Here is a 23,478-nt window from a genome sequence, read left to right as displayed (position 1 = left end):
TGTGTCGGCGTGGTCAGTGTGCTGAAGCGGGATGAATCAATGTGACTGGCCGTGCCACGGCACTAGCTTGCGCTGCAGGGCGCGAAGGCCCATTTCCATTGCAAAGGCGATCATGGCAATGACCAGAATCCCCAGCACCACCACGTCAGTCACCAAAAACTGCGCGGCGGACTGGACCATGAAGCCCAGGCCACTGGTGGCGGCGATTAACTCGGCGGCGACCAATGTCGACCAACCCACGCCAAGGCCGATGCGTACGCCGGTCAATATGTCCGGCAATGCGCTGGGCAAAATCACATGACGAATCAACTGCCAGCGCGTCGCCCCCAGCGATTGCGCCGCACGCAATTTCGCACCGTCGACCGTGCGCACGCCGTTGGCTGTGGCGATCGCAATCGGGGCGAAAATTGCCAGGTAAATCAGCAGGACTTTCGAGAACTCGCCGATCCCGCACCAGATAACGATCAAGGGCAGATAAGCGAGCGGTGGGATAGGGCGATAGAACTCGATCAGTGGATCGAAAATCCCCCGCGCAATGCGGTTATGGCCAATAGCGATACCCACCGGAATGGCCGTCAGAATCGCAAACCCCAGCGCCAGGCCAATGCGTTGCAGGCTCGCGCCCAAGTGCTGCCACAGCGTTGAGTCCATGTAGCCCTTGGTCATCAGCAGCCAGCCCTTTTCGAGGACAGCCGAAGGTGGCGGCAGAAACAACGGTTCGATCCACTCAAACGCGGTGACCAACCACCATGCTGCCAGCAAGGTCACCAGTGTCAGTACGCTGATCGCACGGGTGCTAAGGCTCCATCCGGCCGTAGCGGGAGGGGCGCTATTAATAGCGGCTTCTTTAACAGGCGCTTGTGCTGTGCTTTGTGGCTGGTAGCTGCTCATGCGCGCTGCTCCTGCAAGGCCTGACGCTGCGAGAAGACCCGCGCCAAGACATGCTCGCGGGTTTCGATGAAGCGCGGATCGGATTTGATCGATCGAGCCGATTCCCCGGCGCCGTATCGCTGCCCGAAGTCCAGCTGCAATCGCTCGACCACCCGACCGGGGTTGGGTGCCAGCAAAATGAGGTCTGTTGCCAGAAATACTGCTTCTTCTATGTCATGAGTGATCAGGAATACCGGCTTGGCGCTGCGCTTCCAGACTTGCAGCAGCAGCTCCTGCATCTGTTCACGGGTGAAAGCGTCCAGCGCGCCGAATGGCTCATCCATCAGCAATACGCGCGGGTCTGCGGCCAATGCCCGGGCCAGACCGACCCGCTGCTTTTGCCCGCCCGACAGCTCCCACACGCGACGGTTTTCGAAGCCGGCAAGATCCACCAGCGCCAGCATCTCGCGGGCTTTCCTTTCCCGTTGCTCGCGTGGAATGCCGGCCAACTCAAGGCCGAAGCCGACGTTGGCGAGCACGTCCTGCCAAGGCAGCAGCACGTCGTCCTGAAACACCACGCCGCGTTCGGCACTCGGGCCTTTGACCGGTACGTCATCGAGGGTGATGCGTCCGGCGCTGGGCTCGACGAAACCCGCGATCAGATTGAGCAGCGAAGTCTTGCCACTGCCGGACGGACCGAGGGCAACCAGCAACTGCTGCGGGCCCAGGGTGACGGAAATGTCCGACAACACAGGCTCGGCGGCGCCGGGATACTGTGCGCTGATGCGCTCCAGCTGTAACAAGGCCATCGCGTGGTCTCCTGCGTCGAAGGGCTTATTGAGTGACGAACTTGGCGCTGACGTAAGGGGTGTAATCGGCCAGTACGGCGTCGACCTTGCCCTGCTCTTTAAGGAAGGCGGCGGTTTTGGTGATGGCGTCAGTGGTTGGAGCGCCCAGTTCGGTCACTTGATCAGCTGCCAGCGGATAGACGTTGCCTTCCAGCAGGCCAGGAATATCGGTGGCTTTGGCGCCGGATAGCTTGACCAGTTTGTCGACATTGCTGGCGTCGGCGATCCAGGCCGCCGGGTCTTTGCGGTACGAGGCGTAAGCGTCGAGCGTGGTCTTGGCGAAGGCTTTTACGATCTCAGGGTGCTTGTCGGCGAAGTCTTTGCGCACGATCCAGGCATCGAATGTGGGCGCGCCAACTTTGGCCAGTTCACCGGAGGTGATCAGCACTTTGCCGGTTTCCTTGGCAACGCCTAGCGCCGGGTCCCATACATAGGTGGCGTCGATATCGCCGCGTTTCCAGGCAGCGGCAATCGCAGGCGGTGCGAGGTTGAGAATGGTGACTTTCGAAGGGTCGATGTTCCAGTGCTTCAATGCCGCCAGCAGGCTGTAATGCCCGGTGGACACGAACGGCACGGCGATTTTCTTGCCGACCAGATCCTGCGGCGAGTTGATGCCCGAACCGTTGCGCGCAACCAATGCTTCTGCCGCGCCAATCTGGGTCGCGATCAAGAAGGTCTCGACCGGGAGCTTGCGGGTGGCAGCAGCCGTCAGTGGGCTTGAACCGAGGTAGCCGATCTGCACGTCGCCCGATGCGATAGCCGTAATGACGTCAGCGCCGTTATCAAACTTGCGCCAGGAGATTTTTGAACCGGTGGCTTTTTCATAGGCGCCATCCGCTTGCGCCACTTTGGCTGGGTCGACGGTGGTTTGGTAGGCGACGGTAAAGTCCGCAGCTTGAGCGAACAGCGAAGCACCGGCCAGCGACAGCGCGGCTAGCAAACGAAAAGGGGTGAGGAGTTTCATGGTGTAGCTCCGAATCAGGCAGGCCGGGGACAGCTTGAAGCGGATCGTAAATGATCTAAGAATCTCGAAATAAATAACCTTTTCGAATTAGCTTAGAGGGGATGAGCGCTAGGCCGTCGTACAACTTCCTGAAACGTCTCGGCCATTCATCTGATTGTCATAATTTGTAAATAGGATCGGCGCGGGCGCGTCCGAGCAGCCCTGAGGCTGCCAGCTAAATCCCCTGCTTTGGTTGCTCAACAGCAGATGGATGGCTGTTTACCCTACGAATCGCGTGCCAATGCCCTCTACAAATCGCCAGGGCGAGAAATATTTCGAGAACGGTAATTATCGGACCGCCAGCAGGGTGACAACCGTAACAATCCCGGCTAGCGGTTTGAAATATGTCACTTATCAACGGGTTAGACCTGGGTTTGTGACCTGCTTTCGAAACTTTTTCATGACTGGGTGGTCGCGGACGGGTTGTACGACGTAGCAAAACTAATCGATCTGACCAGCGGCGTAGAAATATTTTTTGGGAATTACGTTATCGGGCCGATACACTCCGCAACGGACGGCTGAAACGGCTTGTGACATATGTCTGTTTTGACTAAAAACAGAACATTTAAGTCTTTTTAGGATTAAAGGAAGTGTCTTACCTTGCAGCCAGCTGCATACGCGGTCTAGTCAATTAGTCTTGAGGCCATTGACTCTCTGAGTCGGGTCCAGCGCTAATCGCGCATCTGCGGTTTTGAGCCTTCGCTCAAAGCCCTGGAAATACAAAAATTAGATTCATGAGGAGCGAAACACAATGAAGAAGTCCACCCTGGCCTTGGCCGTATCTGTAGGTGTTCTGGCCACTCAGGCCGGTGCCGCTGGTTTCATCGAAGACAGCAAGGCAACACTTAGTTCCCGTACCATGTATTTCGAAAACGACCTGCGTGATGGCGCTCGTGCTGCTGATCAGCGCGAAACGGCTGAAGGTCTGTTGTTCAACTTCATCTCCGGCTACACCCCAGGTACCGTTGGTTTCGGTCTGGATGTACAGAGCGTGCTGGGCATCCATTTGGGCGGTGGTATCGATCACCACACGGCCACCACTTCCAACTCCTTCTTCCCGACTGACACCGATGGTTCGTCGGTAGACAGCTGGAACCGCACTGGCGCCAACGCCAAGGCCAAGTTCTCCAAGACCGAGCTGAAAGTAGGTACTGCCCTGCAGCCTAACCTGCCGATCCTGGTATCGAACGATGGTCGTTTGCTGCCTCAGAACTTCACCGGTGGCACGATTCAGTCCAAAGAAATCGACAACGTCACGCTGAACTTCGGCAAGCTTGAGCATCAGTCGGCTCGTGCTTCGAGCAACTACTCGGGTCTGTCGGTCAACGGCGCAACTCAAGACTCCAACAACTTCATGTTCGCCGGTGCAGACTGGAAGGTCACCAAAGACCTGACCTTGCAGGCTTACCACTCTCAGCTTGAAGACTTCTACAAACAGACCTTCCTGGGTCTGGTTCACGTCTTCCCGATCGCTGACGACCAGTCGTTCAAAACTGACCTGCGTTACTTCGACAGCAGCTCAGACGGCAAAAACGGTCAGGCCGCTACCGGCTACCGCTTCAACAACAACGGCGGCTACGCAAACAACGCGGGCGAAGTTGACAACAAAACCTGGTCCGCCATGTTCACGTACACCTTGGGCGGCCATGCTTTGATGCTCGGTCACCAGAGCGTAAGCGACGACGGCGGCATGGTGTGGTTGAACCAGGGTAGCGTCACTAAAGACGGCACTGCTGGCAGCCACAGCGATGGTCAGGGCGGCTCGAGCTTCTACCTGTTCACGGACAGTATGATTGGTCAATTCGCCCGTGCTGGCGAAGACACCAACTTCGGTCAGTACTCGTATGACTTCGCGCGTCTGGGCATCCCGGGCCTGAAAGCAGCATTCGCTTACCTGCACGGTACCAACATCAAGGCCACCAGCGGTGCGTCGGGTGTGGGTGACAGCTCCGAGTGGGAACGTGACATGCGTATCGACTACGTATTCCAGGACGGTCCTTTGAAAGGCTTCGGCGCTACCCTGCGTCGTGCAAACTACCGTTCGGACTTCGACAACCACGGTACTGCTGCTCAGAACACCCGTATCTCGGACGCGGATCAAACCCGTCTGATCTTCAACTACACCTACGCTTTCAAATAAGCCGGTTGAGTTGATGAAAAAGAGCCCCGCTTCGTGCGGGGTTTTTTTATGCCTTTAAGAAATAGAACCATCGTTATTTATTCTTTTTCTTCTTGGTCGCCGCAGTGCACAGTGGCGTCATAACGCAAGCCAAAGGAGCCGCACCATGGGTATCAAACTTGGCGATATCGCCCCGGATTTTGAGCAGGAGTCCAGCGAAGGGCGTATCAAATTTCACGAATGGCTGGGCAGCAGTTGGGGAGTGTTGTTCTCCCACCCGGCTGACTTCACGCCGGTGTGCACCACCGAGCTGGGCTATACGGCCAAGCTCAAGGGTGAGTTCGACAAGCGTGGGGTCAAGGCGATCGCACTGTCAGTCGACCCGGTCGATTCCCACATCAAGTGGATCGATGACATCAACAGCACGCAGAACACCACTGTGAATTTCCCGATCCTGGCTGACGCGGATCGTAAGGTGTCTGATCTCTACGACCTGATCCACCCCAATGCCAATGACACCCTGACCGTGCGCTCGCTGTTCGTGATCGATCCGAACAAAAAAGTGCGGCTGACCATTACCTATCCCGCGAGTACCGGCCGTAATTTCAACGAGATCCTGCGGGTCATTGATTCGCTGCAATTGACCGACAGCCACAAGGTAGCGACGCCCGCCAACTGGCAGGATGGTGACGATGTAGTCATCGTGCCGTCGATCAAGGATGAAGAAGAGATCAAGCAGCGCTTCCCCAAAGGCTACAAGGCCGTCACGCCTTACCTGCGCCTGACGCCACAGCCTAATCGCTGATTAACCGTTCAACCACGATCTTTGGGCCGATTCGTCGGCTCTTTTTTTGTCCGGGATTTAAGGTTTTGCTCACCGACAATTGCTGCGCAAAGCATCTGTAGGAGCGCGCTTGCCCGCGAAAGCGGTGTGTCATCAAACGGCGATGCATTAGAGCGGACGCCTTCGCGGGCAAGCCCACTCCTACAGCTGAAAAGCATATTCCTTTCAGTGCTAACGAAATGAAAAAATAAGATTTATAGGAATAAAAATGTCCTGTTAAGGTCTGCTTCGTCCGAGCGTATTTGCCGGCAATGAATTCCATAAACGCCTTACTCGTCCGCCATCGGGCAAGCAGGTGCCACCTGACAGTTACAGCAAAGGAGCGCGCCATGCGCACTGTTATTTTGCGTCAAGGCCTGGTCGCTCTGTTTGCCGCAGCGGTGTCCTTTGGCATCGTGTCTCAGGCGCAGGCCGATACCTTGCGAATCGGTTATCAAAAGTACGGCACGCTGGTGCTGCTCAAAGCCAAAGGCTCGCTGGAAAAGAAACTGGCCGACCAAGGCGTGCAAGTGCAATGGACCGAATTTCCCGGTGGCCCGCAGCTGCTTGAAGGCCTCAACGTAGGCTCTATCGATTTCGGCGTGACCGGCGAGACGCCTCCGGTATTTGCACAGGCCGCAGGGGCCGATTTGCTGTATGTCGCCGCCGAGCCACCGGCACCGACCAGTGAAGCGATCCTGGTTCCGAAAGGCTCACCGATCACTTCAGTGAAAGAGCTTAAGGGCAAGAAAGTTGTCCTCAACAAAGGCTCCAACGTGCACTACCTGCTGGTTCGCGCACTGGAAGAGGCGGGCCTCAAATACACCGACATTCAGACCGTGTTCCTGCCGCCCGCCGATGCGCGTGCTGCCTTTGAACGTGGCAGTGTCGACGCCTGGGTTATCTGGGACCCCTACCAGGCCGCCGCCGAGCAACAGCTGCAAGCCAAAACCTTGCGCAACGGCGCTGGCATTGTCGACAACAACCAGTTCTACCTCGCGACCAAGCCTTACGCGCAACAGCATCCGAAAGTGATCCAGACGCTGGTCGAAGAAGTGCGTGCCGTAGGGGAATGGTCCAAGGCCAACCCTGAAGAAGTCACCAGGCAAGTTGCGCCGTTGCTGGGCCTGCCGGAAGACATCACCCGCACTTCGGTCAAGCGTCAGGGCTACGGCGCATTGTTCATCACGCCTGAAACCGTCGCCGCGCAACAGAAAATTGCCGACACCTTCTACGAGCTCAAGTTGATCCCCAAACCGCTCCGCATCGCTGATGTGATCTGGACTCCGCCCGCTGCTGTCGCGAAAGCACAGTAAGCACCGGCCCCAACAGGAGACAACTCCATGAGCCTCAGCTCAACTGAACGATTTACTCACAGACTGGCGCCCTGGGTGCTACCGGTCTTGCTGTTGGCGATCTGGCAACTGGCAGTCAGCGCGGGCTGGTTATCGACGCGCATTCTTCCGGCCCCGAGCGCGGTGATCGAGGCAGGCGTAAATCTGGTTCGCAGCGGCGAGATCTGGACACACCTGGCAATCAGCGGCTGGCGCGCGGGTGTCGGTTTCGCCATCGGCGGCAGCATCGGTCTTGTATTGGGCTTTATCACCGGCCTGTCCAAATGGGGCGAACGCCTGCTGGACAGCTCCGTGCAGATGATCCGCAACGTGCCGCACCTGGCGTTGATCCCGCTGGTGATCCTCTGGTTCGGCATCGACGAAACCGCCAAGGTGTTTTTGGTCGCCCTCGGCACGTTGTTCCCGATTTACCTGAATACCTACCACGGCATACGCAACATTGATCCGGCGCTGGTGGAGATGTCGCGCAGCTATGGGTTGTCTGGTTTTCGTTTGTTCTGGCACGTGATTTTGCCGGGTGCGATGCCATCGATTCTGGTGGGCGTGCGCTTTGCGCTGGGCTTCATGTGGCTGACGCTGATCGTCGCGGAAACCATTTCGGCCAGCTCCGGCATCGGTTATCTGGCCATGAACGCCCGGGAGTTTTTGCAGACCGACGTCGTGGTGCTGGCCATCGTGTTGTACGCCGTGCTCGGCAAGCTGGCTGATCTGGCGGCACGCGGTCTGGAACGGGTCTGCCTGCGTTGGCACCCGGCGTATCAAGTACATAAAGGCGGTGCCGCATGAGCAATCTCCAACAACCGGCACACCTGTTGCGCGGGATTCCAGTGAAAGTCCGCAATCTGAAGAAAACCTTCGGCTCGCGGGAAGTACTCAAAGACATCGACCTGCACATTCCCGCTGGCCAGTTTGTGGCCGTGGTCGGACGCAGCGGGTGCGGCAAGAGCACGTTGTTGCGCTTGCTGGCCGGGCTGGACAAACCCACCAGCGGCCAACTGTTGGCTGGCTCGGCGGCGTTGTCCGATGCGCGAGAAGACACCCGATTGATGTTTCAGGAAGCGCGTTTGCTTCCCTGGAAAAAAGTCATCGATAACGTTGGTCTTGGTTTGAGTGGCGACTGGCGTCCAAAAGCGCTTGCAGCGCTGGAAGCGGTTGGCTTGGCGGAGCGCGCCGATGAATGGCCCGCCGGGTTGTCTGGTGGGCAGAAGCAGCGTGTGGCCCTGGCCCGAGCGCTGATCCACCAACCGCGCTTGTTGCTGCTGGACGAGCCGCTGGGGGCGCTGGACGCGCTGACCCGCATCGAGATGCAGCAATTGATCGAGCGGCTGTGGCAGCAACATGGATTTACCGTGTTGCTGGTGACCCATGACGTCAGTGAAGCGGTAGCGATTGCTGACCGCGTGTTGCTGATCGAGGAGGGTGAGATTGGCCTCGACTTGCTGGTTGACCTGCCGCGCCCCCGTGCTCGCGGGTCATATCGCCTCGCGGCACTGGAAACCGAAGTATTGAATCGCGTGCTGTCGATCCCAGGATCGCCGCCTGAACCCGAACCCTTTTCCCCGTTGCCCACGCAACTGCGTTGGGCCAATTAACCCCGTCGCCCTATGGCGTCAGACATCGATCTCAAACAGGAAGCCTCATCATGACTATCAAAGCCATCAACGTTCGCAACCAGTTCAAAGGCACCATCAAGGAAATCGTATTCGGTGACGTACTGTCGGAAATCGACGTGCAGACCGCATCGGGCGTCGTGACTTCCGTGATCACCACCCGCTCTGTGAAAGAGCTGGAACTGGTGGTCGGCAGCGAAGTGATCGCGTTCGTGAAATCCACCGAGGTGTCGATCGCCAAGTTGTGATCAATGCATCACCCGCAGCCCCGAAGCGCGCGAGCCCTTCGGGGTTTTTTGTGGGTTTAGCTGCGTCGTGGTCTTCTGTGGGAACCAACTTGTTGGCGAGAGGCTGGATACGGTATGCCTGGCACGCCGCCTCGCGAACAAGTTCGCTCCTACAGAAGGTCGTCGTCACGCTTCGGGAGATACGGCGGCAGATAGAGGCCGAGATACGCATCGAACACCCGCATGCCTTCTTCGGCCATGCGGTCGGTGATCTCGTCATGCAGCTGCACGGAGCGCGCGTACACCCGGTCTGCAAGCTCAATCGCGAGGGCGAACACATCTACATCGTCAGGTAGCGCGGGCAATTGAAAGTGCCGGGCAAACAGCGCGTGCAGCAAATTGCCCAGTTCCACGTCGTGCTGGCGGTCGGCTTGGGTGACTTCAGTCAAACCGTGCTGCGCCAGGATCAACTGTTGCGCGGCAGCGTCCTGCCTGTAGATCTCGAGCATGCGCGCTTCCACCACTTGGGTCAGATCCCGCCAAGTGATGAGCCGGGCATGATCGATGGGCTGCTCAAGGGTGTCGCGAAAGGCGGTGTGTACATCCGCGGTTAGGGCCTGAAGCAGGGCGGGCACGCTGGCGAAGAAGTGATAGACCGAAGACGGCGGGATTTCGGCACGTTCGGCCACGCTGTAGATCGACAGACCTGCCACCCCTTCAGTTGCCAGCAGCGTGCGCGCTGCGTCCAGGATCGAATCGATCCGGGCCTGACTGGCTGCGCGAGGTTTGCGGGGTGTGGCGGGGCGGGTCATTGAGGCATCTCTGGAGGCGCGTTTTGCGGGGATTGTACGCGAGGCCGTGTCTCAAGATGCAGGCCTAGTAGGAGCGCGCTTGCCCGCGAAAGCGTTCTTTATGTCGCCGTATCGGAACCTGACACACCGCCATCGCGGGCAAGCGCGCTCCTACAGTTGTTTGTTGCGCTCAAAAAAAACCGCCAACCCTCTCGGGCCAGCGGCGTTCTTTTTATTTCACACAGCCGTCAGACGGTGTGCAGGTACCAGTTGTACTCAAGGTCGGAGATGGAGTGCTCGAACTCCTCCAGCTCACTTTCCTTGCAGGCGACGAAGATATCGATGTACTTCGGATCGATGTACTTGGCCATCACCTCGCTGTCGTCCAGCTCGCGCAACGCATCGCGCAGGTTGTTCGGCAGACTTTGTTCGTTCTGCTCGTAGGAGTTGCCTTCCACGGGCGGGCCCGGTTCGATCTTGTTGGTCAGACCGTGATGAATACCGGCCAAGACCGACGCCATCAACAAGTACGGGTTGGCATCTGCACCGGCAACCCGGTGTTCGATGCGCACCGAATCCGGGGTTCCGGTCGGAACGCGTACCGCGACCGTCCGGTTATCCAGGCCCCAGCAGGGCGAGTTGGGCACGTAGAACTGAGCACCGAACCGGCGATACGAATTGACGTTCGGGCACATGAACGCCATCTGCGCCGGTAGGGTCTCGAGCACACCGCCGATCGCATGACGTAATGCGGCGTTCTGCTCGGGATCCTCGCTGGTGAAAATGTTTTTGCCATCGCGATCCAGGATCGAGATGTGAACGTGCAGACCATTACCCGCCTGACCAGGATACGGCTTGGCCATGAAGGTGGTGTCCATTTCATGGTCGTAGGCAATGTTCTTGATCAGACGCTTGAGCAATACCGCGTAGTCGCATGCCTTGAGGGCATCTGCGGTGTGGTGCAGGTTCACTTCGAACTGCGCCGGGGCACTTTCCTTGACGATCGCGTCGGCAGGAATGCCTTGCTCTTTCGCACCTTCCAGAATGTCCTGGAGGCAGTCGACGTATTCGTCGAGGTCGTCGATCAGGTAGACCTGTGTCGAGTGCGGGCGTTTGCCGGAAATCGGCGAGCGCGGAGGTTGCGGACGGCCGTTCACGTTCTCCTGATCGATCAGGTAGAACTCGAGTTCGAACGCAGCGCAAATGGTCAGACCCATCTCATCGAACTTGCTGACAACCTGACGCAATACTTCGCGCGGGTCGGCAAAGAAGGGCGTGCCTTCCAGTTCGTGCATGGTCATCAAGAGTTGTGCGGTAGGACGCTTCTGCCAGGGCTCATTGCAGAGAGTGTCGGGGATTGGATAACAGATTCGGTCTGCGTCACCGATGTCCAGACCCAAACCGGTGCTTTCCACCGTTGAGCCGTTGATATCCAGAGCGAAAAGAGAAGCTGGGAGGTTGATGCCTTTTTCGTAAACCTTATGAAGGCTGGTGCGTTCGATGCGCTTGCCGCGCACCACTCCATTCATATCTGCAATCAGAAGGTCAACGTATAGAACCTCAGGATGTTCCTTAAGGAACGCGTTCGCTTCGTTGAGCTGAACGGCACGCGGGGGTACCGACATGATGCAACACCTTTGTTGTTGAAAATATCAATCATCGAGCATTACGGGTTTCAGTCAATCCGAAAGCCCTCATGAAGTCAAGAGAGCCCTGATTTGCCCTAAAAGGGCGCCGAAAGGGCTTTTTTGCCGCACTTTAGGGCAGGTTTTCTGGGCTGAGCATCATTGAAACGGCGGGGTTGAGCGCGCTGTGTTGTATTTTTTACGGGGGTGTTGTGTAAAAAAATGAACAAGGCTAAGCTCGATTGCAACCCATAACAGCAATAATTCCGGGGGTCACATGTCTCGCCTGCCGCTGATCCTGCCACCCCTGGCGGCGTTGGTCGATCCCCTCGAAATACCTTCCGTGTCAAAATCCTGCAATCAGGCTGCTCCAGTCTTTCTTTCTGATCCCTTCTATTTATCTTCCCGGCACATCTGCCAGTCGACGTCCGTGCGACAGGTTCGAGTATCACCTTATCCCTTATTCGCGCCTCACGCAGAAACCCGGCTATCGTTCAAACGTCCGGCATTTGGCGATGCCTGGCGAAAACCAGCAACATAGCGCAGCACGACGCCGATGCGTCGAAAAAACGCCTGATCGCCATGACGGCCATCAGGAACTGAAACCCTGAGGTATTTATGAGTACCAACCTCGACCAGCTCACCGATTGGTTGAAAGAGCACAGGATCACCGAAGTCGAATGCATGATCGCCGACCTCACCGGTATCACTCGCGGCAAGATCTCACCGACAAACAAGTTCATCGCCGAAAAAGGCATGCGCTTGCCTGAAAGTGTGTTGCTGCAGACCGTGACCGGCGATTACGTCGAAGACGACATTTATTATGAGTTACTCGACCCGGCCGACATCGACATGTTCTGCCGCCCGGATCAGAACGCAGTGTTTGTCGTACCTTGGGCCATAGAGCCCACCGCGCAGGTGATCCACGACACCTACGACAAGCAGGGCAACCCTATCGAGTTGTCGCCGCGCAACGTGCTCAAGAAGGTTCTCAAACTCTATGCCGATCAAGGCTGGCAGCCGATCGTGGCGCCCGAGATGGAGTTTTACCTGACAAAACGCAGCGACGACCCCGACTATCCCTTGCAGCCACCGGTCGGTCGCTCGGGCCGTCCGGAAACCGGTCGCCAATCGTTTTCCATTGAAGCCGCCAACGAATTCGACCCGCTGTTCGAAGACGTCTATGACTGGTGCGAGCTGCAAAATCTCGACCTCGACACACTGATTCACGAAGACGGCACCGCGCAGATGGAAATCAACTTCCGTCACGGTGATGCGCTGTCCCTGGCCGACCAGATCCTGGTGTTCAAACGCACGATGCGCGAAGCCGCGCTCAAGCATGATGTTGCCGCCACCTTCATGGCCAAACCCATGACCGGCGAACCAGGCAGCGCGATGCACTTGCACCAGAGCATCATCGATATCGAAACCGGTAAGAACATCTTCTCCAACGAAGACGGGACCATGAGCCAGCTGTTCCTGCACCACATCGGTGGCCTGCAGAAACTCATCCCCGAGTTGTTGCCGCTGTTCGCGCCCAACGTGAACTCCTTCCGCCGCTTCCTGCCGGACACCTCGGCACCGGTGAACGTGGAATGGGGCGAAGAGAACCGCACCGTAGGCCTGCGCGTGCCGGACGCCGGGCCGCAAAACCGTCGTGTGGAAAACCGTTTGCCGGGTGCCGACGCCAACCCCTATCTGGCCATTGCCGCCAGCTTGCTGTGTGGCTTCATTGGCATGGTCGAGGGCATGAACCCCAGCGCGCCCGTTGTGGGGCGTGGCTACGAGCGTCGCAACCTGCGCTTGCCGTTGACCATCGAGGACGCTCTGGAGCGGATGGAAAACAGCAAGACCGTCGAGAAATACCTCGGCAAGAAGTTCATCACCGGTTACGTCGCAGTCAAGCGGGCCGAGCATGAAAATTTCAAGCGTGTGATCAGTTCGTGGGAGCGGGAATTCCTGCTCTTTGCCGTCTGACGATCCCGGGCGCCGACCAATTTTCAGCGTGTTGAAAATTGCCGGCGCCCGACACGCGATACCGGAATCTGGAGCGCTACATGAGTTCGAACAACCCGCAAACCCTCGAATGGCAAGCCCTGAGCAGTGAACACCACTTGGCGCCGTTCAGCGATTTCAAACAACTCAAAGAGAAAGGGCCGCGCATCATCACCCGCGCCAAGGGCGTTTATCTGTGGGACAGCGAGGGCAACAAGATCCTCGACGGCATGGCCGGTCTCTGGTGCGTCGCCATCGGTTACGGTCGTGAAGAACTGGCCGAAGCCGCCAGCAAACAGATGCGCGAGCTGCCCTATTACAACCTGTTCTTCCAGACCGCTCACCCGCCTGCGTTGCGGCTCGCGAAAGCCATCTCCGATGTTGCCCCCGAAGGCATGAACCATGTGTTCTTCACCGGTTCCGGCTCCGAAGGCAACGACACTGTGCTGCGCATGGTTCGCCATTACTGGGCGATCAAGGGCAAGCCGAGCAAGAAAGTCATCATCAGCCGCATCAACGGCTATCACGGTTCTACTGTGGCGGGCGCCAGTCTTGGCGGTATGGCGTACATGCACGAGCAAGGCGACTTGCCGATCCCAGGTATCGTTCATATCCCTCAGCCGTACTGGTTTGGTGAAGGTGGCGACATGACGCCAGACGAGTTCGGCGTCTGGGCTGCCGAGCAACTGGAGAAGAAGATTCTCGAGCTGGGCGTCGATAACGTGGGCGCCTTCATTGCCGAGCCGATCCAGGGCGCCGGTGGCGTTATTGTTCCGCCTGACACCTACTGGCCGAAGATCAAAGAGATTCTTGCCAAGTACGACATCCTGTTCGTCGCTGACGAAGTGATCTGTGGTTTCGGCCGCACGGGCGAATGGTTCGGTAGCGATTTCTACGATCTCAAACCCGACTTGATGACCATCGCCAAGGGCCTGACTTCAGGCTATATCCCCATGGGCGGCGTGATCGTGCGCGATGAGTTCGTTGCGGTGCTCAACGAGGGTGGCGATTTCAACCACGGCTTTACCTATTCCGGGCACCCGGTTTCGGCGGCGGTGGGGCTTGAGAATATACGTATCCTGCGCGACGAAAAGATCGTCGAACGGGTCAAATCGCAAGCGGCACCATATTTGCAAAAGCGTTTACGCGAACTCAGTGATCACCCGCTGGTGGGCGAAGTGCGCGGGGTGGGGCTGTTGGGCGCTATCGAACTGGTGCAGGACAAAGCCACTCGCAAGCGTTACGAAGGCAAGGGCGCCGGCATGATTTGCCGAACGTTCTGCTTCAATAACGGCCTGATCATGCGGGCGGTTGGCGACACGATGATTATCTCGCCGCCGTTGGTGATTAGCTTTGCCGAGATCGATGAGTTGGTCGAGAAGGCGCGCAAGTGTCTGGATCTCACGTTGGAGGCGCTGCAGGCTTGAACGCCGATTGAAATTACCGCGCCGCAAACGCGGACCCTGTAGGAGCGCGCTTGCCCGCGAAATCGATGTGTCAGTTTTGAATATCTCGACTGACAAATGCAATCGCGGGCAAGCGCGCTCCTACAAGGGCGGTCCAGAGACTCATGTGCAGTTTCATGAATGCTGGCTTGAAAGATCGCTTTGGAAATTGCCAGACTAATGGCTAGAAGCCGCTACCCTAACGGTCGTGATTAATAATGGAGCTGTACGCATGAAGATATTTGGCAAGACCCTCCTCGCGCTCTCCCTGATGGGCGCAGTGGCCGCAGCTGCTCAGGCCGACGACAAAGTTCTCCACGTTTACAATTGGTCCGATTACATCGCGCCGAACACCATCGCAGATTTCGAAAAAGAGTCCGGCATCAAGGTCGTCTACGACGTCTTCGACAGTAATGAAACTCTTGAAGCCAAACTGCTAGCAGGCAAGTCCGGCTACGACATCGTCGTGCCGTCGAACAACTTCCTGGCCAAGCAAATCAAGGCTGGTGTGTATCAGGAGCTGGATAAAACCAAGCTCTCGAACTACAAGAATCTGAACCCTGCGCTGCTCAAAGCCGTGTCGGTCAGCGACCCGGACAACAAGCACGCTTTCCCATACATGTGGGGTTCGATCGGCATCGGCTTCAACCCGGAAAAGGTCAAGGCCGCGCTGGGTGCTGATGCGCCTGTGGATTCCTGGGACCTGCTGTTCAAGCCGGAAAACGCAGCCAAGCTGAAGAAGTGCGGTATCAGCTTCCTCGATTCGCCAACTGAAATGTTGCCAGTGGCGTTGCACTACCTGGGGCTGCCGACCGATTCCCAGAAGAAAGAAGACATCCAGAAAGCCGAAGACCTGTTCAAGAAAATTCGTCCTTCGGTCACCTATTTCCACTCTTCCAAGTACATCTCGGACCTGGCCAACGGCAATATCTGCGTAGCCGTGGGTTACTCGGGTGACGTGTATCAGGCCAAGGCACGTGCCGAGGAAGCAGGCGGCAAAGTCAAAGTCAGCTACAACATTCCTAAAGAAGGCGCTGGCAGCTTCTACGACATGATCGCGATCCCTAAAGACGCTGAGAACGTTGAAGGCGCCTACAAATTCATGAACTTCATCCTGCAGCCTAAAGTGATGGCCGAGATCACCAACGCCGTGCACTTTCCGAACGGCAACGCTGCTGCGACCGAGTTTGTCGACAAGGACATCACCTCTGATCCAGGCGTTTATCCACCTGCAGACGTGCTGGCCAAGCTGTACGCGATCGCCGATTTGCCTGCGGCCACGCAGCGGATCATGACCCGTAGCTGGACCAACATTAAGTCGGGTAAATAAGCCGGTTTGCGTCGTCCCCGACAACGCAAACCCCTGTAAGAGCGAACTCGTTCGCGATGCGGTGTAACTGAAACACCGCATCGATTTCTCGCCAACAAGTTGGCTCCTACAGGTCCCGTGCTGGCCATTAAAAAAGGACTGCAAACGTGTCTATTTCTTTATTTTCAAAAAGCGTGCTGCTCGGCGCAGGTCTGACGTTCGCCGTTGGTGCCTTCGCTGAATCCACCGTGCGCATTTATAACTGGTCCGATTACATCGGCGCCGACACCCTGGCGGAGTTCGAATCCACCACCGGGATCAAGACCAAGTACGACGTCTTCGACTCCAACGAAACCCTGGAAGGCAAGCTGCTCGCCGGTCACACCGGTTATGACGTGGTGGTGCCGTCCAACCACTTCCTTGGCAAACAGATCAAGGCCGGTGCGTTTCAAAAGCTCGACAAGTCGCAACTCCCCAACTACAAAAACCTCGATCCCGCACTGCTCAAGCGTCTGGAGAAAAACGATCCGGGCAATCAGTACGCCGTGCCGTACCTGTGGGGCACCAACGGCATCGGTTACAACGTCGACAAAGTAAAAGCTGCGCTGGGCGTGGATACCATCGATTCATGGGCCGTGCTGTTTGAGCCCGAGAACATCAAGAAACTGCAGAAATGCGGCGTTGCCTTCCTGGACTCAGCGGATGAAATGCTCCCCGCTGTGCTCAATTACATGGGCCTGAACCCCAACAGCACTAACGAAGCCGACTACAAAAAGGCCGAAGAGAAGCTGCTCAAAGTCCGTCCTTACGTCACTTACTTCAACTCGTCTAAATACATCTCGGACCTGGCCAACGGCGAGATCTGCGTTGCGGCCGGGTTCTCCGGGGACATTTTCCAGGCCCAGGCTCGCGCCAAGGAAGCCGACAAGGGCGTGAACATCGCCTACGCCATTCCAAAAGAAGGCGGCAACCTGTGGTTCGACATGCTGGCGATCCCGGCTGATGCACCGGACGTCAAAGCGGCCCACGCCTTCATCAACTACATCCTCAAGCCAGAAGTGATCGCCAAGGTCAGTGACGAAGTGGGTTACGCCAACCCGAACCCGGCCTCTGACAAGATCATGGATCAGGACATTCGCAACGATGACGTGGTGTACCCGCCTCAGGAAATTCTGGATCGGCTGTACGTCAATTCCGAATTACCGCCCAAGATTCAGCGTTTGATGACTCGCAGCTGGACCAAGATCAAATCCGGTAAATAAAGACCTCGCGCCCGGCCATGCAGGCCGGGCTGCAAACCAGTTGGGAGTTTCACCCATGGCAGTTGCCTCCGGCGCCTACAAAAAAGCCCTCGAAGGTGATCAGCAGCCTAAACAGGTGCTGGTCAAAATCGACCGGGTCACGAAAAAGTTCGACGAGACGATTGCTGTGGACGATGTGTCTCTGCAGATCAACAAGGGTGAGATCTTCGCCCTGCTCGGCGGGTCTGGCTCAGGGAAGTCCACGCTACTGCGCATGCTGGCCGGTTTTGAACGGCCAACCGAAGGCCGCATTTTTCTCGACGGCGTCGATATCACCGACATGCCGCCGTACGAACGTCCGATCAACATGATGTTCCAGTCCTACGCGCTGTTCCCGCACATGACCGTGGCGCAGAACATTGCCTTCGGTTTGCAGCAGGACAAGCTGCCCAAGGCTGAGGTCGAAACCCGCGTCAACGAAATGCTCAAACTGGTGCAGATGACCCAGTACGCCAAGCGCAAACCGCATCAGCTGTCGGGCGGGCAGCGTCAGCGTGTGGCGCTGGCGCGTTCTTTGGCGAAGAAGCCAAAACTGCTGCTGCTCGACGAACCCATGGGCGCCCTGGACAAGAAGCTGCGCTCGCAGATGCAGCTTGAACTGGTGGAGATCATCGAGCGAGTTGGCGTGACTTGCGTGATGGTGACCCATGACCAGGAAGAAGCCATGACCATGGCCCAGCGCATCGCAATCATGCACTTGGGCTGGATCGCGCAGATCGGCAGCCCGGTCGATATTTACGAAACGCCGACCAGCCGTCTCGTGTGCGAATTCATTGGTAACGTCAACCTGTTCGACGGCGAAGTCATCGAGGACATGGAAGGCCACGCACTGATTCGCAGCCCGGAGCTTGAGCGCGATATCTACGTCGGCCACGGCGTGAGTACGTCGGTGGAAGACAAACACATCACCTACGCCATTCGCCCGGAAAAGCTGCTGATTACCACCGAGCAGCCGACGGTTGAATACAACTGGTCCCGAGGCAAAGTGCATGACATCGCCTATCTGGGCGGGCACTCGGTGTTCTACGTGCAACTGGCTTGCGGCAAGCTGGTGCAGTCGTTCGTCGCCAACGCCGAGCGCCGTGGCGCGCGTCCGACCTGGGACGACGAAGTTTTCGTCTGGTGGGAAGACGACTCTGGCGTGGTACTGCGCTCATGAAAGTACGAAAAATAAAGCGCGCCCTGAACCGAATCATCCCTAATGGCCGGCAGATGGTCATCGGGGTTCCGTTTCTCTGGTTGTTCCTGTTTTTCGCACTGCCGTTTCTGATCGTCATCAAGATCAGTTTCGCCGAAGCCGATGTCGCGATTCCGCCGTACACCGAGATCTTCACCTACGCCGAGCAGAAGCTCGACGTGGTGCTCAACTTCGCCAACTACGCGCTGCTGACCGGCGATGATTTGTACATTTCGGCCTATCTGGGCTCGCTGAAAATGGCGTTCTTCAGCACGCTGCTGTGCCTGTTGATCGGCTACCCGATGGCTTACGGTATTTCCATCGCCCGCAAAGACATGCAGACCGTGCTCTTGCTGCTGATCATGATGCCAACCTGGACCGCGATCCTGATCCGCGTGTATGCGTGGATGGGCATTCTCAGCAATAACGGACTGCTCAACGCTTTTCTGATGTGGCTGGGATTGATCAACGAGCCGTTGCAGATTCTCAACACCAACCTGGCGGTCTACATCGGCGTCGTCTACTCGTACCTGCCGTTCATGATCCTGCCGCTCTATGCCAACCTGGTGAAGCACGATCAAAGTCTGCTGGAAGCCGCGTCAGATCTCGGTTCGAGCACGTTCAACAGCTTCTGGAAAATCACTGTGCCGCTGTCCAAGAACGGCATCATCGCCGGCTGCATGTTGGTCTTCATTCCGGTGGTGGGTGAGTTTGTGATCCCTGAATTGCTCGGCGGCCCCGAGACGCTGATGATCGGTAAAGTCCTCTGGCAAGAGTTCTTCAATAACCGCGACTGGCCGGTGGCGTCTTCGCTGGCGGTGGTGATGCTGTTGATCCTCATCGTGCCGATCATTCTGTTTAACCGCAGCCAGGCCAAAGAACTGGAGGGCAAGGCATGAGAGGCTTCCGATTCTCGAACCTGATGTTGGTACTGGGGCTGATTTTCATCTACGCGCCCATGGTCATTCTGGTGATCTACTCGTTCAACGCTTCCAAGCTGGTGACGGTGTGGGGCGGCTGGTCGGTGAAGTGGTACGTCGGCCTGCTCGACAACACCCAACTGATGAGCTCGGTAATGCGCTCGCTGGAAATCGCCTGCTACACGGCGGTTGCGGCTGTGGCGCTGGGTACGATGGCCGCATTCGTGCTGACCCGGATCACGCGTTTCAAGGGGCGCACGTTCTTCGGCGGGCTGGTAACGGCGCCGCTGGTGATGCCCGAAGTGATCACCGGCCTGTCGCTGTTGCTGTTGTTCGTGGCCATGGCGCAGCTGATCGGCTGGCCGCAGGAGCGTGGCATCGTCACCATCTGGATCGCCCACACGACGTTCTGTGCCGCGTACGTGGCGGTAGTGGTGTCGGCGCGCTTGCGTGAGCTGGACATGTCCATTGAAGAGGCGGCGATGGATTTGGGTGCGCGGCCGTGGAAGGTGTTCTTCCTGATCACGATCCCGATGATCGCGCCATCGCTGGCGGCAGGGGCGATGATGTCGTTTGCCCTGTCACTGGACGATCTGGTGCTGGCTAGCTTCGTGTCCGGGCCGGGTTCAACGACGCTGCCGATGGAAGTGTTCTCAGCGGTGCGCCTGGGCGTGAAGCCTGAGATCAACGCCGTGGCGAGTCTGATTTTGCTGGCCGTTTCGATTGCGACGTTCTTGGTGTGGTTCTTCACGCGCCGTGCAGAGAACGCGCGCAAAAAGGCCATTCAACTGGCAATCGAAGAGGCTGCGGCCAACACCTACCAGCAGCCCGATCCACGCCGGGCGGCTGCGCCGGTTTGATGATGGTCCGGGTGAGCGCATTCCTCCTGTAGGAGCGCGCTTGCCCGCGATTAGGGTATGTCAGCCAATGCATGCGTTGCTGACCGAACGCAATCGCGGGCAAGCGCGCTCCTACAATTGATTTCGCTCCGTCTGGTGGATCAATTCCCCGGCACCAACCGCAACGTTGATTTCGTATTCCCCGCCACATCCCCTTCGCTGAACCGCTCTGGCACGTATTCGCCTTTGGCGTAGGTCGCAGCCTGATCCGAATAATGCTCGTCGAACAACACGCCACTCTGCCCAACCGGATTGATGCCCAGCGCATGAGCTGGGTCTGCGAAATCGATCAGGCGTCGGGTGGAAGGTCCATACGTCACCGGCCATGGCGCCGCAGTGATGCGCGCTGACAGGTTATTCGGCACTTCGTGAGTGCCCGGCGCTGCGAACGGGCCGACATTGAACAGCATGTCCAGCGGCGGCTGCCGCCCCAGCGGATGTTCATGGGTCAGCGTGTGGGCCTTGCCCCATACCCACTCGTCCGGGTTCACGCCGTACAGGGATTTCAAGTGGGAAACTGTGGCGTGCCACGCCATCTTCACTGTGTTGCCACGACTCTCCTCCGCGGGCGAGTTGGCGTTGTTCCACCACGGCGAATGCGCGTCCGCTGCCAAGCGGGGCAGGGCGCTGTCGATCACCCGCGTCGACAGCAGTGTTTCAAACAGGCCATCGCCTAACTGGTCGTGAAAAGTCTTTTCCGTCAGATCGAACAGGAACTGGTTGAACAGCGTAGCGCCCACCGAATCTACCGAGTACTCGCCGTTCCATTGGGCCAGACGCTCAATCAAATCGTGTTCTTCTGGGTCGCTGATCACACTGCGCAACACCGGAATCAATGGCTTGAGAATCTTCTGCGCGTAATCGGTGCGGGTACCCAATTGCAGTTGCTTGCTGTTCTCCAGATCCCATTTCACCGAGTTATCGCTCAGCTGTTTGTTGAGCTGCTGGCCGCGCTCGGCAAGGTTGTAGTAACCCGGAATCTGTATGCCGGCGGGCGAGACGGGCTGGAAGTTGGCCGAGACGATGTAGCCACGCGCTGGGTTTTCTTCCTGCGGGTTGGCGCTGAAGGGGTAAAAACCGTCCTTGTCCGCTTGCGCGCTACTGCCGTCGAGAATGAAGGCCGGATTGACGCCTTCAGGACGCTTGGGTAGCTGCGCCGCCGCCCACCAGCCGATGTCGCCCTTGGCATTGGCCCAGACCAGATTCAGCCCGGGCGATTGGATCTTCTCGGCTGCACTGCGCATCTTGTCCAGGGTGTCGGCGCGATTGGCTTCGTAAAAACCCTGCAGGATCGGGTTTTCCGATTCGAGGAACGACCACCACATGGCGATTGGCGCAGTGCCGGCGTTGCTGCCCAACGCGCTGTTAATGATCGGGCCGTGGGGCGACTGGCGCAGGGTGAGCGTCACCGAGTCGCCGCCCTTGACGCTGATATGTTCGTCCCGCGACGTCATGTCGGTCCAGGCGCCGTGGTACCAGACTTGATTGGGATTATCGGGATTGACCTTCTCGGCGATCAGATCGAGGTCATCGTTCTGGAACATGGTCAGGCTCCAGCCGAAGTCCATGTTGTGGCCGAGCAGGGCGAACGGGTTAAGTGCCTGAAAGTGGCCGTACAGCTCGAAGCCCGGCGCCGACAACTGCGCTTCGTACCACACCGACGGCACCGCGAAGCGGATATGCGGATCGCCCGCCAGCAGCGGTTTGCCGCTCTGGGTACGACTGCCCGACACGGCCCAGGCATTACTGCCCTCAAATTGCGGCAGACCGGCTTTTTCCAGCGCCTTTTCGCTGATTAGGGCGAGATCATTAATACCTTTCCAGTCTTTGCTGCCCAGTGTCGGCGCCTGATTCAGCGGGCCTTGTGGCTGCCAGTCCAGATCGAAGACCTTCAGGTATTCAGGGCCCAGTTGATCGCGCACGTAGGTCAGTAAAGGCTCGGTGCGAAACGCGGCGGCGAAGCTGTAGGCCAGATAGCCACCGATGCTCAGGGTGTCTTCGGCGGTGAACGGCCTTTGATTAATGCCGAGCACGTCGAACTCGATGGGTTTGGCGTGGGTGTTCTGGTATTCATTTACGCCGTCCAGATAGGCTTGCAGCGCGATCCACTGCGGGGTGCTTTTGTCCTGCTTGGCGACGTAAGCGTCGGCGTGCTCACGAATGCGCAAGCTGCGAAACAAGCGGTCGGTGTCCAACAGCTTGGGGCCCAGCACTTCTGCCAGTTCACCACGTGCCAGACGGCGGAGCATTTCCATCTGGTACAGGCGGTCTTGGGCTTGTACGTAACCGAGTGCCCGGTACAGGTCGGCGTCGTTCCCCGCCTTGATGTGCGGCACGCCGCGTTCGTCGTATCGCACAGTGACTGGCGCCTGCAAATGCGTCAGCGTCATCTCGCCAGTGCGGATCGGCTGTTTGCTGTGGACATACCAATAGGCGCCGCCGGCGATGAACGTGATCAGGACGACGAGGACGATGAGGCTGCGTTTCATCCGGGGGGCTCAAAAGATGATTGAGAAAGATTTGCAGGCTACAGATTTGCGTTGCTGCTGGGTAGGTGACCACCGCTTGCCGAGCAAACACTGCGTCTGTAGGAGCGAACTTGTTCGCGAGACGGTGTGCCTGACACCGCGCTATCAATCCCTCGCCAACAAGTTGGCTCCTACAGGTCCGCGTTGTTGCTGGGTAGGTGATTACGACCAGCGCACCCCCTCTGTAGGAGCGAACTTGTTCGCGAGACGGTCTGCCTGGCACCGCGCTATCAATCCCTCGCCAACAAGTTGGCTCCTACAGGTCCGTGTTGCTGCTGGGTAGGGGATTACGACCAGCGTATCGCCTCTGTAGGAGCGAACTTGTTCGCGAGACGGTGTGCCTGACACTGCGCTATCAATCCCTCGCCAACAAGTTGGCTCCTACAGATCCGTGTTGCTGCTGGGTAGGTGATTACGACCAGCGTATCGCCTCTGTAGGAGCGAACTTGTTCGCGAGACGGTGTGCCTGGCACCGCGCTATCAATCCCTCGCCAACAAGTTGGCTCCTACAGGTCCGCGTTGTTGCTGGGTAGGTGATTACGACCAGCGCATCCCCTCTGTAGGAGCGAACTTGTTCGCGAGACGGTGTGCCTGACACAGCGCTATCAATCCCTCGCCAACAAGTTGGCTCCT

At 57.8% G+C, this 23,478-nt stretch carries 19 protein-coding genes; 13 read left to right on the top strand and 6 right to left on the bottom strand.

The window, feature by feature from the left end:
* Positions 1 to 36: 36 nt before the first annotated feature.
* Genes tauC through tauA form a run of 3 tightly spaced genes read right to left on the bottom strand, consistent with a single transcriptional unit; the run spans position 37 to position 2,682 of the window.
* On the bottom strand, positions 37 to 891 hold the full coding sequence (tauC, locus tag ACWKV9_RS04745; protein WP_483834936.1) for a taurine ABC transporter permease TauC: 855 nt from the start codon (positions 889 to 891) through the stop codon (positions 37 to 39).
* Positions 888 to 1,679 (bottom strand): taurine ABC transporter ATP-binding subunit, encoded by a 792-nt coding sequence (tauB, locus tag ACWKV9_RS04740; RefSeq protein ID WP_483834935.1) that lies wholly within the window; start codon positions 1,677 to 1,679, stop codon positions 888 to 890. The genes tauC and tauB overlap by 4 nt, the downstream gene beginning before the upstream one ends.
* A 25-nt stretch (positions 1,680 to 1,704) precedes the next feature.
* A complete protein-coding gene (gene tauA, locus ACWKV9_RS04735) occupies positions 1,705 to 2,682 on the bottom strand; it encodes a taurine ABC transporter substrate-binding protein (RefSeq protein ID WP_483834934.1) in 978 nt (325 codons plus the stop codon).
* A gap of 790 nt (positions 2,683 to 3,472) precedes the next feature.
* Between tauA and ACWKV9_RS04730 the strand changes: the two genes are divergently transcribed.
* The 6 genes from ACWKV9_RS04730 (at position 3,473) to ACWKV9_RS04705 (ending at position 8,876) form a co-directional block, all read left to right on the top strand.
* Positions 3,473 to 4,861, top strand: a complete 1,389-nt coding sequence (locus ACWKV9_RS04730; protein WP_483834933.1) for an OprD family outer membrane porin — start codon at positions 3,473 to 3,475, stop codon at positions 4,859 to 4,861.
* 145 nt (positions 4,862 to 5,006) lie between these two features.
* Entirely contained in the window at positions 5,007 to 5,645 is a 639-nt protein-coding gene (locus ACWKV9_RS04725; protein ID WP_483834932.1) for a peroxiredoxin, read from the top strand.
* A 368-nt stretch (positions 5,646 to 6,013) separates the two neighbouring features.
* The gene (locus ACWKV9_RS04720) at positions 6,014 to 6,979 is read left to right on the top strand and encodes a sulfonate ABC transporter substrate-binding protein (protein ID WP_483834931.1); all 966 of its coding nucleotides are present in this window, start codon (positions 6,014 to 6,016) and stop codon (positions 6,977 to 6,979) included.
* A gap of 27 nt (positions 6,980 to 7,006) precedes the next feature.
* Complete coding sequence (gene ssuC, locus ACWKV9_RS04715; protein ID WP_483834930.1) at positions 7,007 to 7,804, top strand: aliphatic sulfonate ABC transporter permease SsuC; 798 nt, start codon at positions 7,007 to 7,009, stop codon at positions 7,802 to 7,804.
* A complete protein-coding gene (gene ssuB / locus ACWKV9_RS04710) occupies positions 7,801 to 8,610 on the top strand; it encodes an aliphatic sulfonates ABC transporter ATP-binding protein (RefSeq protein ID WP_483834929.1) in 810 nt (269 codons plus the stop codon). The genes ssuC and ssuB overlap by 4 nt, the downstream gene beginning before the upstream one ends.
* Before the next feature lie 50 nt (positions 8,611 to 8,660).
* A complete protein-coding gene (locus ACWKV9_RS04705) occupies positions 8,661 to 8,876 on the top strand; it encodes a TOBE domain-containing protein (protein WP_133773552.1) in 216 nt (71 codons plus the stop codon).
* 149 nt (positions 8,877 to 9,025) lie between these two features.
* On the opposite strand, the gene ACWKV9_RS04700 is transcribed toward ACWKV9_RS04705, so the two are convergent.
* Positions 9,026 to 9,667, bottom strand: a complete 642-nt coding sequence (locus ACWKV9_RS04700; protein ID WP_483834928.1) for a TetR/AcrR family transcriptional regulator — start codon at positions 9,665 to 9,667, stop codon at positions 9,026 to 9,028.
* Positions 9,668 to 9,894: 227 nt separating this feature from the next.
* Positions 9,895 to 11,271: a glutamine synthetase family protein gene (locus ACWKV9_RS04695; RefSeq protein WP_268799124.1), complete on the bottom strand. Its 1,377-nt coding sequence runs from the start codon at positions 11,269 to 11,271 to the stop codon at positions 9,895 to 9,897.
* A gap of 618 nt (positions 11,272 to 11,889) precedes the next feature.
* Between ACWKV9_RS04695 and ACWKV9_RS04690 the strand changes: the two genes are divergently transcribed.
* The 7 genes from ACWKV9_RS04690 (at position 11,890) to ACWKV9_RS04660 (ending at position 20,278) form a co-directional block, all read left to right on the top strand.
* The gene (locus ACWKV9_RS04690; protein WP_483834927.1) at positions 11,890 to 13,248 is read left to right on the top strand and encodes a glutamine synthetase family protein; all 1,359 of its coding nucleotides are present in this window, start codon (positions 11,890 to 11,892) and stop codon (positions 13,246 to 13,248) included.
* Positions 13,249 to 13,328: 80 nt separating this feature from the next.
* Entirely contained in the window at positions 13,329 to 14,693 is a 1,365-nt protein-coding gene (locus ACWKV9_RS04685; RefSeq protein ID WP_483834926.1) for an aspartate aminotransferase family protein, read from the top strand.
* Positions 14,694 to 14,943: 250 nt separating this feature from the next.
* Complete coding sequence (locus tag ACWKV9_RS04680) at positions 14,944 to 16,041, top strand: polyamine ABC transporter substrate-binding protein (RefSeq protein ID WP_483834925.1); 1,098 nt, start codon at positions 14,944 to 14,946, stop codon at positions 16,039 to 16,041.
* A 146-nt stretch (positions 16,042 to 16,187) separates the two neighbouring features.
* Positions 16,188 to 17,282, top strand: coding sequence for a polyamine ABC transporter substrate-binding protein (locus ACWKV9_RS04675; RefSeq protein WP_483834924.1), 1,095 nt, complete (start codon positions 16,188 to 16,190; stop codon positions 17,280 to 17,282).
* A gap of 55 nt (positions 17,283 to 17,337) precedes the next feature.
* Complete coding sequence (gene potA / locus ACWKV9_RS04670) at positions 17,338 to 18,480, top strand: polyamine ABC transporter ATP-binding protein (protein WP_483834923.1); 1,143 nt, start codon at positions 17,338 to 17,340, stop codon at positions 18,478 to 18,480.
* Between the two features lie 35 nt (positions 18,481 to 18,515).
* Positions 18,516 to 19,397, top strand: a complete 882-nt coding sequence (locus tag ACWKV9_RS04665) for an ABC transporter permease subunit (protein ID WP_483835385.1) — start codon at positions 18,516 to 18,518, stop codon at positions 19,395 to 19,397.
* Positions 19,394 to 20,278, top strand: coding sequence for an ABC transporter permease subunit (locus tag ACWKV9_RS04660; RefSeq protein ID WP_483834922.1), 885 nt, complete (start codon positions 19,394 to 19,396; stop codon positions 20,276 to 20,278). The genes ACWKV9_RS04665 and ACWKV9_RS04660 overlap by 4 nt, the downstream gene beginning before the upstream one ends.
* Before the next feature lie 140 nt (positions 20,279 to 20,418).
* On the opposite strand, the gene ACWKV9_RS04655 is transcribed toward ACWKV9_RS04660, so the two are convergent.
* Positions 20,419 to 22,806: a penicillin acylase family protein gene (locus ACWKV9_RS04655; protein ID WP_483834921.1), complete on the bottom strand. Its 2,388-nt coding sequence runs from the start codon at positions 22,804 to 22,806 to the stop codon at positions 20,419 to 20,421.
* Positions 22,807 to 23,478: the final 672 nt, after the last annotated feature.

Source organism: Pseudomonas corni (assembly GCF_057128765.1).
Note: the sequence above shows the minus strand (reverse complement) of the source record. Positions and strands in the feature narration are given on the sequence as shown.